Genomic DNA, 13,631 nt, shown 5'->3' on the forward strand with positions numbered 1-13,631 from the left:
AATTTTTTAATCCTTATGTAAAAAAATACACAAGTTGACCAGATGTTACATCTCTACCCAACGAACTTAATGTTCCATTCTTTAATCGATTAAACCTTTATGACGCCTGGCGTTCCACAACCCGCGCATACCCCTTATCCACATTTGTATATTTAAAGTTGACTCATAATATCATGATTAATATAGCCTCCAGTTAACATGAGTCTTTTTATCATCTTAATGGCATGGCGGTGACAGCCAATTCGGGGGTTGCAATGAAAATGAAGTCGAGACGCGGCAGCTATCTGTTGGAAACAACGGTTTTGGGCGGAGCAATTGGTTTGAGTCTTCTGGCGGCAATGCCCGCTTTTGGACAAACTGTTCAGAATCAAAAAGCGGCGGGGGCGGATCAGCTGGCTCAAAAGAAAGAGCAGGCACTTCAACTCGATACAATTACCATTTCCCCAAATATTCAGAACCAGGCTGCCATTGATGCCATGGCATCCACGAGTGTCATCACGCAGCAGCAGCTTGATCGCATTCAGGCAACGACGGCCGCTGACATTTTCCGTTCGACACCCGGCGTGCATGCGTCCTTGAACGGAGACGACCCGGCGACATCGATCAATATTCGCGGTCTTCAGGAGTATGGTCGTGTTGCAGTAACGATTGACGGCGCACGTCAGGACTATTGGCGTGTCGGTCACGGCTCAGGTTCATTCTATATCGACCCGGAAATGCTCAAGCAGGTAACGGTTATTCGCGGGCCTGTTTCCAATGCATACGGTTCTGGTGGCATCGGCGGTCTCGTCGCTTTTGAAACCAAAGATGCGGGCGACTTCCTACGCGACGACGAAACCTGGGCGTTGAGCGAGAAGCTGCGTTACGAAAGCAACGGAAATGGCTGGATGACCAGCACGGTCGGCGCCTATCGCCTCAATCCGAACTTCGATGTGATTGGCAACATCAATTATCGTGATAGCGATGCCTATAAGAATGGTGATGGCGATGTCGTCCGCTGGACCGGTGAACGTGTCGTCAGTGGCCTTGGTAAAATCACAATCCGACCGGCAGACGGTCACGAGGTCAAACTCGGTTTCCAGCGCCAGAAATATAACGACATCATGACGGGCAGCAGCGGATCTACCTCCAGCACGCTGTCTCGCTACAATGCTGAAACGATTGTCAGCATCTATACCGGCAACTACACCTATAAGCCTGACGATAATCCATTCTGGGATCTGTCGGTTAATGCCTATTACAGCGATACCGACAATGATCAGTATCAGGTTTGGCCAAAGGCCAGTATTGGCAAGACCCGTTATTACGACGTCTCGACAGCTGGTTTCCGTGCCTATAACAGTTCACGCTTTGAAACGGCGGCCATGAGCCATACGCTCACTTATGGCGTGGACTATTATAAGATGCGCGGTGAATCTGACACCGACAACTTTGGCAACGGCGAACAGCAGGCTTATGGCGGCGTTATCCAGTGGCAGGGTGATTATCAGAAGTGGCTCGAGCTGATCGGTGCCCTGCGTTACGATGGCTACCGCCTTGACGGCACGACCAAGGCCACCAACGTTCTGCCTTCGGAAGATGTCAGTGTCGATGGCAATCGCGTTTCGCCGCGTTTCAGCGTCGGTGTGACACCATGGGATGGCGTACAGTTCTACGGCCTTTATTCGCAAGGATATCGCGTTCCCCATATGCAGGACATGTTCAGGCAGAACGGAGCGCATGGGTCAGGATATGAACCGAACCTGCTTCTCAAGCCCGAAGTCGCAACTTCTTATGAATTTGGCGTCAATCTGCGTCAGGATGGCATTCTGGACGCTGGCGATCAGGTTCGCGCCAAGCTCAACCTCTTCCATACAGACGTCAAGAATTACATCAACACCGTCAAGACCGGCAGTGTGACGACATCTGAGAATGTCGGCGATGCACGTCTGCGCGGGGTGGAGCTGGAAGGCACCTATGACAACTGGTGGGGCTACGTGAACCTTGCGGCTTCTTATACCGACGCAGAAATGAAGGATGGTGTTTACAAGGGCGAAAGCCTGAGCAACACGCCGCTCAACAATCTCAGTGCAACGTTGGGCCTGAAGGCCTTTGAAGAAAAGCTGGTTTACGGTGTCGAATATGAAAGCATCGGCAAGGTCAATCGTGCTCTTACAACGGGTGGCGTCAAAGTCTATCCGCGCGTCGATCTCGTAAACGTCTTCGCCAATTGGCAGGTTACTGACAATGTGAAGCTCGACTTCGGCGTCGATAACCTCTTCAACAAAGCCTATACCGATGCACAGACCGGTTGGGCCACGAGCACGGACATCGAGCAAGCAAAAGGACGTACCTTTAAGATCGCCATCACTGGTCGCATCGGCGGCTGATTTTGCAGCGGGCAAGGAGGCTATTTGCCTCGCCCGCCACCTTCCGATCAGAATAACAAAACTTTTCCAGAATACTCAACTTTATGCTAGTAAGATTCTGGAAAACACAGATTGAGAAAAGCCGTGTCCAAGACGTCATCAGAACTGACAGCCAGACTGACAAGCCATTCCCATATTAGCCTTCAGAAAGGCGAAGCTTATCTGCCGAGCATTATTGACCGGCTGAATTCCTATCAGGCTCAGTATGATAGCCATGAAGGTCGCCATGCTTTCGGTTACGATTTCGGTCGGATAGAAATTGATGCCGCTGATAACGGCTATCGCGTTTCGCTTTTCGCTGATGAAGATATCGGCTTGCATCGTCTCAAAGACCTCGCAGCCGTCGCCATCAAGCTTTACACCAAAGAAGAAGCGCCGGAGATTGTGTGGCAAGGCGACCGTGCAGGAGAACAGGTTCTGCCGCAGTTTCGACTGATGCGCGTTTTATCGACGAGCCTTTTCACACCGCATATGTTGCGCGTGCGGCTTGCCGGAGAAGACCTGAAGCGCTTTTCGCTCTTTGGAGCGATGCATGTTCGCCTATTACTTCCGACAGAGGAGGTGCCTGAGCCAGTCTGGCCTATCATGGGACCAAATGGCCTGCCATTCTGGCCCGATGAAGCACGCAAACCGGCATCACGTGCCTATACGATCCGCGGACTTGATATCGATGCTGGCTGGCTTGAAATAGACTTCTATCTGCATGAAGTGGAAGGCTTGGCCTGCAAATGGGCTAAAGGCGCGCAGATCGGCGATACTGTTGGCCTGATGGGACCAGTGGGACGTCCGCTGCGCCAGGCGAGCCGTTACCTGATCGGAGCCGACGCCACCGGGTTGCCAGCTATAGGACGTATGCTGGAGGAGTTTTCCCCGGACGTAACAGGCCGTGTTATCATCGCTGTCGATAGTGAGAAAGACGTACAGCCGTTGCAGCATCCGCAAGGTGTTTCCGTCGACTGGATTATCGATTCAGATCAGAAGCGTGCCGCAGAAACATTGACGCAAATTCTCTGCGAAGCCGAATGGCCAGAAGGTCCGGATAGTTTCGGCTGGTTTGCGGGCGAGGCGGATCAGGCCAAGATTGTTCGACAGTATTGGCGACAGACACTCGGCAAGAGTCGAGAGAGCACACTTGTCGCCGGATATTGGCACAAGGACGCAGTAGGTTTCATGGCCGGTTAATGTAGGCTGAAGCTAGAGCGCATCCCGAAAAGTGTGAAACGGTTTTCGGGCAAAGATGCGCGTTAAAACAAATATTTAGAGCGTCGAGCTGATCCAATCAGATCGAAACGCGCTCCAAAACAAGCGGTTTGGGCACATTTGTGTGCCCCCGCTTGATTGATAGGCTGTTTCCGAAAAATGCTGACCTCGGAGTTCATAATAACCTTTCGCTTGCAAACGGAATGCGCTAGGCACCCTACTAATTGTGAATAGAAGGAGCCGGGCCGTGGCCGATTTGTTGAAACGCTTTGCCAGCTATTACCGACCGCATCGCGGTTTGTTTATACTGGACTTTTCAAGTGCTGTGGCTGCGGGTCTTCTGGAGCTCGCCTTTCCGATTGCAGTAACACTCTTCATCGACCGGCTGCTGCCAACGGGCCAGCTTGGCCTTATTTCACTGGCAGCCATCGGTTTGCTTGGGATCTATGTGCTCAATGCTTTCCTGCAGGTTATCGTAACCTATTGGGGCCACATGCTCGGCATCAATATCGAGACCGAGATGCGCCGCAAGGCTTTCGATCATTTGCAAAAGCTGTCCTTCGGCTTCTTCGATAATCAGAAAACTGGCCATCTGGTTGCCAGATTGACCAAAGATCTCGAAGAGATCGGCGAAGTCGCGCATCATGGACCGGAAGATCTGTTTATCGCCATCATGACACTGATCGGCGCGTTCTGCCTGATGATGTGGGTTCATGTTCCATTGGCCCTAATAACGGCTGTGATTGTGCCGCTTTGCGCCTATGTGACGCTGCGCTATGGCGGCCGCATGACAACAACATGGCATGCGCTCTATCGCCGTGTCGGTGACTTCAATGCCCGTATTGAAGAAAATGTCGGCGGTATCCGTGTCGTGCAGGCCTTCACCAATGAAGACCATGAGCGCAAGCTCTTTGCGGAAAGCAACGAGAACTATCAAAAAACAAAGCTCGCCGCCTACAAGATCATGGCAGCTTCTATGTCGCTGTCTTATCTCTCAATGCGCTTTGTGCAGGTCGTGGTTATGCTTGCAGGTGCCTGGTTTGTCGTGCGCGGTGAACTGACTGCGGGTGGCTTTGTCGGCTTCCTGTTGCTCGTCAACGTTTTCTTCCGCCCCATCGATAAGATCAACTCGGTTATCGAGACCTATCCGAAGGGCATTGCCGGTTTTCAACGCTATATCCAGTTTCTCGATACACGCCCTGACATTGCTGATCGTCCGAATGCAAAATCGGTTGCGCGCCTCAAAGGTGATATCGAATACCGCGATGTCAGCTTTGGTTATAATTCCGAGCGACCAATCTTCGATGGCCTGAACATGACAATCAATGCGGGCGAAACAATCGCTTTTGTTGGCTCATCGGGGGCGGGCAAGACGACGATCTGCTCGTTGTTGCCACGTTTTTACGAAGTTAATGGCGGGGCCATTCTGGTTGACGGTATAGACATTCGCGACATGACGCTGAAATCGCTGCGTTCCAACATCGGAATTGTCAGTCAGGATGTCTTTCTGTTCGCGGGAACTATCCGCGAGAATATTGCCTATGGTCGTTTGGACGCAAGTGATCAGGAAATTGCCGATGCCGCTCGTCGCGCGCGTCTGGATGCAGTCATTGCTGCAATGCCAGAAGGTTATGACACGGTTATCGGCGAGCGGGGCGTCAAGCTTTCCGGTGGACAGAAGCAACGTCTCGCAATCGCGCGTATTTTCTTGCGCAATCCACCGATCCTGATCCTCGACGAAGCCACCTCTGCCCTCGATACGGAAACCGAGCGCGCGATCCAGCAGTCTTTGTCGGAGCTTTCAGTTGGTCGCACGACACTGGTAATTGCACATCGCCTTGCAACCATCGTTAATGCGGACCGAATTATGGTTGTCGAGGATGGCCAGATTGTCGAGCAGGGCAATCATGCCGAACTCCTGTCTGTAAAGAATGGACGCTACAAGCGCCTCCATGCGGTACAGGCAGGCTCGTCAGGTGACGGGCTGTTTTCAGCCGCCGGATGACTGGAGGCTTCACCCTGAATGCATCAAGAGCTATTGTTTCCTGAAGTCATCCAGGAAACAATGTCATGACCACGATCAGCATCAAGCGGATTTATGAAGCACCACAATCCGAAGACGGATTTCGCGTATTGGTTGATCGTATATGGCCACGTGGCATGACCAAAGAGAAAGCAGCACTCGATCTTTGGGCCAAAGACATTGCTCCTTCGTCAGCGCTGCGCAAATGGGTCAACCATGACATCTCCAAATGGAGCGAGTTCGAGAACAGATATCGTGGCGAGTTGGCAAACAACGAGGCCGCGATACTCGAACTCATGCAGAAGGCGGCTCAGAGGCATGTGACGCTTCTTTATGGAGCCAGAGATGAGCAGCATAATCAGGCTGTCGCCCTGCGAGATTTCATTCTGTCTCTCACCTAAATTAATCACATAAGAATTATGAATATCTATCTGTAATATATAGAATAATAGAACACCCTGAATATGAGAATTCAGGGTGTTTTTATTTGTCAGCTTTTAGTCAGAGCGCTATTCTACCACTTGGTGTGGACTTTCAGCAGAGCCTTACGACCTTCGCCATACCCACAGACGAAGACGCCCTGACATCCGGCGACATAGTTCTTGTCGAACAGATTGGTCACGTTGAGATCAATGCCCCAGTTGTCCTTTTCATAGCCGAGTTTCAAATCGGCGAGGGCTACGGCTGGGACCTTAAGCGTGTTTTCCTCATCAGCATAAGATGAGCCAATATAACGGACACCACCACCCAGAGTTACACCTTCGAGCTTGCCTTCAGGTACCCTATACTGAACAAAGACAGAAGCCTGCTGTTCAGGCAAAAGATATGGCCTCTTGCCAACGAGTGCGTCGTTGCTCTGGTTTTCTTTGATCTTCAAGTCATACGCGGTCACTGAAGCTGTCAATTTCCATGCATCGGTGATGTTAGCCTGGACTTCCAGTTCGAAGCCGCGCGAATTAACCTTGCCAAGCTGCTCGCGAGCGAAGCTGGTGCCGGTTAGCGCATTTTCTTTGGTCAGGTCGAACAGCGACGCCGTGATCAGACCGTCAAAGAGTTCAGGACGATATTTCACGCCCACCTCATATTGCGTGCCTGTTTCAGGCCGGGCATAGCTGCCGTCATAAAGCGTTTCGATGATCGGATTAAAGAAGGTCGCAACGCTCAGATAAGGCGTGATACCATTGTCAAATTGGTAACCCACACCGGCACGGCCTGACAGACGACCAGTATTATACTCATAAGCGGGCAGGCCGGTTGCATCGGTCCAGACATAATCATAACGACCGTTTGCCGTCACAATCCAGCCATCACCAAATTCGATACGATCCTGCGCATAGACGCCAAGCTGATGACGACGCAAATCCTGGTCAATATACGGGTCCCACATTGGCCCCTGTGGCTCGCCATAAACCGGATCATATGGATTGATAGGCGTCGCACCGCCGGTTTGCTGCATCTGATTGATGCGGAAATACCGATATTCAGCACCGAACAGCAGATTATGGGTCAGAGCACCAGTAGTCACAGCACCTTCGAGCTGATTATCGGCCTGAAAGGTATGGACGGTCGTGTCGTGCTTGAAGTTGATGCGCGAGACATTCGGATCGCCGGGCGCGGGCTGTGGGAGAAAATTATAGCCATATGCATAGAGGCTATGTTCTTTGACATGCGCAAAGCCGTAGCGAACATTCTGACGAATGGTCCAGTCATTGTCGAACTGGTGTTCGAACTCGTAACCGATCTGGGCCTGCTCTCGCTTATAATCGTCCAGATCTGGCTCAGTGAGGTTGGTCTTGCGCGAAATCTTGCCAAATTCGGTAGGAACGACTGTGCCAAAGTAAGGGAGGAAGCCGCCGCCATCATGTGTCAGGTCGAGGTGCGTATAATTGGCAAGAATGGTCAGACGTGTCGATTCATCCGGCTTATATTCAATGCTCGGTGAAATGACGCCGCGGAACTCCTTGGAATAGTCAGTATAGTTGTCGCCACCCTGAATCTTGCCATTGATGCGATAATTGACCGTATCGGTAGCCTTATCGCCAATATCGAAACCGAGATAACCGTTGCCGTAGCTGTTGATACCAGCTTCCAGGTAGCGGATGCGTTCACCGGTCGGACGCCTGCTGATATAGTTGACGATACCGCCCGGATTGGCCCCACCATAAAGTGCCGAGGAGGCACCGCGCAGGACATCGATACGCTCGATATCAAAGCTATCGATAAGAAAGCCCCCGAAACCGTAGCTGAAATTCTGCAATCCATTGAGATAAGTGCCGTACTGCGTCGCTTCAAACCCGCGAATATAGATCCAGTTTGTATCGTTATCGACGCCGAAAGGCTGACCGAGTACGCCCGGTGTGTAACGCAAAGCTTCATCGAGCTTCTGTGCACCTATGGCATCCATTTGATCGCGCCCAACGACAGAAACCGATTGCGGGATTTTTTCAATCGCCACGCTGCTTTTTGAACCCGTCGTCGTTGCTACCGGAACAAAGCCTTCTACTGGTGCTGTGCCATCTGATGACCTGCCACTGCCAGTCTGTACGACAACGGTATCAAGACGGATCGATGTATCAGCATCTTGTGCGTAAGCTGACGTGCCCGTGAGCGGAAGCAACGCAAGCGCGGTTCCACTCGCCAACAGCCTCATCATTTTTTGCTTCATCGATATCGTCATATGGCTATGGCCCCTCATATAATCTGATAAATGCCTGCTTGATTGACCGAAATATCCCCTCCGGGCGTATTCTCAGGCATGATCATTGCAAACCCTGATCAGGCTGCAATTAATATGAGTATTTACATCAAGATATGATGTGAAGATTGATCGTTATTTCGCTAAATTGAACGATATTTTGCTAATATGATGATCCTCTCAGAAGATAGCTCTAGGAGCGCAACCGCAGCCAAGCAGCGGGTGTAGTACCGATCAACTTCTTGAATACACGCGTAAAATGAGCTTGATCGGAAAAGCCGGTGATAGCGGCTATATGGGGCAGCGATGCACGAGGCTGCAGGAGAAACAACTGCGCATGGTCAATGCGCCGCTTCATCTGCCAGGCGTGTGGAGAAACACCCGTCGATGCTTTGAATGCGCTGCAGAAATAGGATTCTGAAAGCTCTGCAAGCGATGCAAGCTCCTGAAGACGGATTATGCGATAATAATTTTCCTCGATGAAATCAGTGACACGGCGTAACTGCCACGGCGAAAGTTTGCTCTTGCGTGTCGCCTGTTCTGACCGTGCTTCAAACAATTCGCTGACAAGTGCATTGATCAGGCCCTCACCATAAAGCCCATGCAATGGGGCGTCTGAGAGACACTCCTCCGCAAGGAGCGCGCCAATCTGTTCGATTTTGTTGTTGGAGAAGAGCAGGCGCGGACGCTCCACGGCATTGATGTCAAGCGCATTGCCGAAGCGCTGTTGGAGCGTGCGGATATCGAGATGTAAATCGAGATGTTTCAGTTTTCCCGGTCTGGTAACACGGCTCCAGATTGTCATGCCTGCGGGTATGTAGCAGAGCTTCGGTTGTTCCGCTGTCTGCGCAACGGCTCGAGCGCTTTGCTCAGGCTTGATCGCCAACTCGCCGCGACTTTCAAGTACCAGAAAAAGGCGCGGAGCCTGCGAAACATATTCTCCACGCGCGCCAGGACCGCATTCCACTGTCCACACATCCGCAATGGCACCATTCCAGACGCGATAATGAAGATCGTCCAGCAAGCGGACGTCTTCGATGCGGCTTTTCATATGCGGATGGAAGCCCAATAGGATTTTTCCCGATGAAACAATTTTAACATGTATATATTCGTCATGTTTTGCTATCAACCGGCCAAACATAGTTTTAACGCACCGCTGATATCCGAAAACGGGATAAATTGATGACTTCCGCATTGTTCGAACTTGAGAATGTCAGCTTCGCAGTTCCCGGGCGCACCTTGTTGCAGCCTTTGACCATGTCGATCCCAGCGGCAAGCCTCACAGCACTCATCGGACACAACGGGTCAGGAAAGTCGACGCTTTTAAAAATTCTGGCTCGCCAGCACCCTGCATCGGGCGGAACAGTGCGTTTTGCAGGCAAGCCGCTAAACGAGTGGGGTGATCGCGAGTTCGCGCGCAAACTCGCTTATCTACCGCAGCAAACAGCGGCAGCATCGGGCATGCTGGTCAAAGAGCTGGTCGCACTTGGTCGCTATCCATGGCACGGCGCACTTGGCCGCTTCGGCACAACTGACCGTCAGAAGGTTGAAGAAGCCATTGAACTGACGGGCATCGCACCTTTTGCGGATCGCATGGTCGACACGCTTTCGGGTGGCGAACGTCAGCGCGTTTGGCTCGCAATGCTGGTCGCACAGGATGCAGAATGCCTGCTGCTGGACGAACCGACATCGGCGCTCGATATCGCACATCAGATTGAAGTTCTCTCGCTTGTGCAGAAACTCTCGCATGAAAAGAATCTAAGCGTGTTCGTTGTTCTCCACGACGTGAATATGGCGGCACGTTTCTGCGATGCTGTATTCGCACTACACAGCGGTCGTCTGATCGCTCAATCGACACCGACCGGGATTATGGTGCCTGAGCAGCTAGAAGAGATTTACGGCATTCAGATGGACGTCATGAAACATGCATCAACGGGCCACCTGATCGCCGCACCTCGATAAAAGGATGTTTCAGTTTTCAGATTTGTAATCCGCCCGGTTTATCCCGTGGCGCTGCATCTTGTCGTAAAAGGTCTTGCGCGGGATACCGAGGGCTTCGAGCGTTTGCTGCACATCGCCATTGTTCGTTGCAAGAGTCTCGCGGATAAGGGTCGCTTCATAAAGCTCAAGTCGCTTTGGTAGCGTCGTTTGCTCGTCCGGAACCGGCGCAGGCTTGGCAGGAGCGGTAACGCCCAGCGAAAATCTCTCCGCAAAATGCACAAGTTCGCGGACATTGCCCGGCCAGTTATGCTCCATGAGATGTCGGTGCGTGGCGGCATCCAGCACGGGGATATCCCGATTGAAGCGCCGAGCAGCACGCGCAAGAAAATGCGAAAACAGCAGAGGAATATCCTCACGCCGTTCGCGCAAAGGCGGTATCGTCAGTGTGACGACATTCAAACGGTAATAAAGGTCTTCGCGAAAATCGCCGCGCTGTTCGGGATTGCCGAGATCAATCTTGGCTGCCGCCACCACGCGAAGATCAACTGGCCGGACTTCGTTGGTTCCAAGCGGGGTAATCTCGCGCATTTCCAAAACACGTAGCAGCTTCACCTGCGTTGCGGCTGGCATGCTTTCGATCTCATCGAGAAACAGCGTGCCACCACTTGCATGCTCAATGCGTCCGACCCGCTTTTTTCTGAGCGCCGGTAAAGGCTCCCCGGCTCATGACCGAACAGTTCACTTTCGATCACAGTTTCGGGCAATGCGCCGCAGTTGAGCGCAACGAAATTGCCTTTTCGCCGTCTTCCCCAATCGTGAAGCAGTTGAGCCACAACTTCCTTGCCGCTGCCGGTTTCACCTGCGATCAACACATCGACATCTGTATCGGCGATATCGCGTATTGTGCGGCGAAGATTCTCAATCGCAGGCGTTTGACCTATGAGCGGCATATCATTCTGTGCTTCATCGGCCATCTGACGCAAGCTGCGGTTTTCCAGAACAAGCTTGCGCCGCTCGCCAGCTCTCAGAACGCTGTGAACCAGCCTGTCAGTCGCAAACGGCTTGGCTATAAAATCATATGCGCCATCCTGGATAGCCCGAACGGCCATCGGAATATCGCCATGACCGGTGATCAGGATGACCGGCAGATCGGGATCAATCTCGCGAATGCGGGCGAAAAGCTCAAGTCCATCGATTTGCGGCATACGCACATCTGTAACGATCACGCCTTCGAATGAGGCGCTGATGCTAATCAGCGCGTCGCCGGCATTACTAAAATCCAACACCTCGTAACCCGCAAGTTCCAGTGTCTGTCTGGTTGCGTGGCGTAGTGCTTTGTCGTCATCGACGAGTATGACTGGAATGTTCATCATGCTTTCTTGAATTCCACGCGGAATAGAGTGCCATTAGCGCTGCTTTTCACTGAAATCTTGCCGCCATAATCGGTCAGAATTTCCTTGGCGATCACCAGACCAAGTCCAAGGCCTCGTTCCTTAGATGTGTTGAACGGCGTAAAAAGATTATCCAGAATCTGTTGTGGGATGCCGAGGCCATTATCGGAAACCGTCAGCACAACGCTCTTCGAGAGAGCTTTTGTTCGCACCTCGATATGACCATCATTCCCTTTATTTTCAACAGCTTCCAGAGCATTTTGAAATAGGTTTATTAGAACCTGCTCAAGTCGAATTGAATGCCCGGTTACGCAGAGATCTGGCGCAGGCAGTTCAATATTGAGCTGATCCATGCTGCCCGCAAACCGACTGCGCAGCAGCACCAATGCGCCCGAAATCACTTGCGCAAGCGGCACCGGTTCAGAAGCACGATGCCCCTTACGAGCGAATGCGCGCAAATCGCCGGTAATCGTTCCAATACGTTCCGTGAGCGATGCAATTTCCACCAGATTGTCCGCCGCCGCATCCAATCGCTTTCGATCGATGAAGGTGCGGGCATTGTCCGCATAAGCACGAATTGTCGCGACTGGCTGGTTAATCTCATGCGCGACGCCCGCCGCAACTTGCCCCATAATGGCAAGTCGGTTTGCATGAACGAGGTCTTGTTGCACACCTTGCAGCATGCTCTCAGTTTTATGGTGGTCGTTAATCTCGGATTCTAGACGGTCACGCGCTGTAATGAGATCACTGGTACGCTCGGCCACGCGCTGTTCGAGTTCAATCTGCCTGCGTTGAGCGTCGGCAATTCGCGCGGCAACGCGCTGGCGACGACGCAATAGGATTCCAGCAACAGTGGCAATACTCGCAAGCAGAATGAAGGCAATCAGCCGTGCTTCACGTATGGCCGCTTCGACAGGCTGTCTGACGGGCGCGAGGCTATACATCAGCCATGGTGTACCCGGCACATGGGAGCGAATGGCCAGAAAGTCCGTGCTACGTGCCGAGCCCGGCAGAATGGCGTCGACCAGAACCATATCATCACCAGCCACGGGCTTTAGCGAAAGTGGCAATGGCTTTAAAGGCGCATCGCCAAACTGGAGGCTGTTGCGGATGGTTTCAACATTCTGAGGCTGTAGTTCACCAATCGTCATGAACCGCCAGGACGGCAGCGTGGTAATCAGCACGATATTTCTATCGTCTGTCACGAAAGTTGGGCGTCCGGTCTCATTCCAATCGCTTTCGAGCTGATCGAACGACAGTTTCACCACAACAACGCCAAGCGGTCCATTTGGCCCATCGACACGGCGTGAAATATAAAGACCCGGACGACGGCTGACATTACCGAGCGCAAAATACTCGGCATTGGTATTTTTCAAAGCGTCGTTGAAGTAAGGACGAAACTTATAGTCGTTGCCAACAAAGCTGTCGGGCTCACGCCAGTTACTGGCCGATATCGCATAGCCGTGAAGGCCGACAAGATAGATCACGGCTGCTTGCGTACCTTCAGCGAGCGCCTCCAGTTTACGGTTCAGTTGATCGATAGCCACCGCACTCGGCATTGCGAGCGCATCCGCCAATTCCTTGTCCTTGGAAAGGACCAATGGAAGTGCACGCTGTTTCTCTAGAACAGTACGGAGGAGGGCCGTGTTCAGATTAGCATCAATCCGCGTCTGTTCGCCCAGCGAGAGCAAAGCGCGCTCGCGCGCAGCATCGCCAACAATCCAGAAAGCCATTGCGAAAATGCCAGCGCAAATCACGCCAAATATCCACCAAGTGCGGCGATTACTGGCGGGGGGCGAGCTTGTTTCGATTACGGAGCCGGTGACTTCTTTCATGGAGCCTATTGTGCACTATTCCGCACTTACTGAAAAGATATGCGTGCGATAGTTCGCACAAACGAACGGAAGCACTCGGCATGAAATAAAAAATATCATTGTATTTCAGTGTATTAATCTACGCAAAGGAAACTGGCA

At 52.1% G+C, this 13,631-nt stretch carries 8 protein-coding genes and 1 pseudogene; 5 read left to right on the top strand and 4 right to left on the bottom strand.

Annotation, left to right across the window (positions count from 1 at the left end):
- Window positions 1–260 precede the first annotated feature (260 nt).
- The 4 genes from C9380_RS14675 to C9380_RS14690 all read left to right on the top strand — a co-directional run bounded on the left by C9380_RS14675 (window position 261) and on the right by C9380_RS14690 (window position 6,032).
- Complete coding sequence (locus C9380_RS14675; protein WP_164844662.1) at window positions 261–2,369, top strand: TonB-dependent hemoglobin/transferrin/lactoferrin family receptor; 2,109 nt, start codon at window positions 261–263, stop codon at window positions 2,367–2,369.
- 123 nt (window positions 2,370–2,492) lie between these two features.
- On the top strand, window positions 2,493–3,590 hold the full coding sequence (locus C9380_RS14680; RefSeq protein ID WP_164844663.1) for a siderophore-interacting protein: 1,098 nt from the start codon (window positions 2,493–2,495) through the stop codon (window positions 3,588–3,590).
- A 265-nt stretch (window positions 3,591–3,855) separates the two neighbouring features.
- A complete protein-coding gene (locus tag C9380_RS14685) occupies window positions 3,856–5,613 on the top strand; it encodes an ABC transporter ATP-binding protein (protein ID WP_105706286.1) in 1,758 nt (585 codons plus the stop codon).
- A 65-nt stretch (window positions 5,614–5,678) separates the two neighbouring features.
- Window positions 5,679–6,032 (top strand): DUF488 domain-containing protein, encoded by a 354-nt coding sequence (locus tag C9380_RS14690; protein WP_128093867.1) that lies wholly within the window; start codon window positions 5,679–5,681, stop codon window positions 6,030–6,032.
- A 113-nt stretch (window positions 6,033–6,145) separates the two neighbouring features.
- Here C9380_RS14690 and C9380_RS14695 read toward each other — a convergent pair whose 3' ends face one another.
- Window positions 6,146–8,308 carry a TonB-dependent siderophore receptor gene (locus C9380_RS14695; protein WP_128093868.1) on the bottom strand — a complete coding sequence of 721 codons (2,163 nt, stop codon included), beginning with the start codon at window positions 8,306–8,308 and terminating at the stop codon, window positions 6,146–6,148.
- A 211-nt stretch (window positions 8,309–8,519) separates the two neighbouring features.
- Complete coding sequence (locus C9380_RS14700) at window positions 8,520–9,395, bottom strand: helix-turn-helix transcriptional regulator (RefSeq protein ID WP_128093869.1); 876 nt, start codon at window positions 9,393–9,395, stop codon at window positions 8,520–8,522.
- A gap of 113 nt (window positions 9,396–9,508) precedes the next feature.
- On the opposite strand from C9380_RS14700, the gene C9380_RS14705 reads away from it, so the two are divergent.
- Window positions 9,509–10,288: an ATP-binding cassette domain-containing protein gene (locus C9380_RS14705; protein ID WP_024896221.1), complete on the top strand. Its 780-nt coding sequence runs from the start codon at window positions 9,509–9,511 to the stop codon at window positions 10,286–10,288.
- Window positions 10,289–10,297: 9 nt separating this feature from the next.
- Here the strand turns inward: C9380_RS14705 and C9380_RS14710 are convergent.
- Window positions 10,298–11,640: pseudogene (locus tag C9380_RS14710) on the bottom strand (sigma-54-dependent transcriptional regulator).
- On the bottom strand, window positions 11,637–13,493 hold the full coding sequence (locus C9380_RS14715; protein WP_105706295.1) for a sensor histidine kinase: 1,857 nt from the start codon (window positions 13,491–13,493) through the stop codon (window positions 11,637–11,639). Before C9380_RS14715 ends, C9380_RS14710 begins: the two are co-directional and overlap by 4 nt.
- Window positions 13,494–13,631: the final 138 nt, after the last annotated feature.

The organism is Brucella pituitosa, from assembly GCF_003049685.1.
GTDB lineage: Bacteria > Pseudomonadota > Alphaproteobacteria > Rhizobiales > Rhizobiaceae > Brucella > Brucella pituitosa.

What these genes read in the sequence shown, in the direction of transcription:
- C9380_RS14715 (WP_105706295.1), bottom strand. Translation starts at nt 13,493, where the DNA reads ATGAAAGAAGTCACCGGCTCCGTAATCGAAACAAGCTCGCCCCCCGCC.
- C9380_RS14675 (WP_164844662.1), top strand. Translation starts at nt 261, where the DNA reads ATGAAGTCGAGACGCGGCAGCTATCTGTTGGAAACAACGGTTTTGGGC.
- C9380_RS14695 (WP_128093868.1), bottom strand. Translation starts at nt 8,308, where the DNA reads ATGACGATATCGATGAAGCAAAAAATGATGAGGCTGTTGGCGAGTGGA.
- C9380_RS14705 (WP_024896221.1), top strand. Translation starts at nt 9,509, where the DNA reads ATGACTTCCGCATTGTTCGAACTTGAGAATGTCAGCTTCGCAGTTCCC.
- C9380_RS14690 (WP_128093867.1), top strand. Translation starts at nt 5,679, where the DNA reads ATGACCACGATCAGCATCAAGCGGATTTATGAAGCACCACAATCCGAA.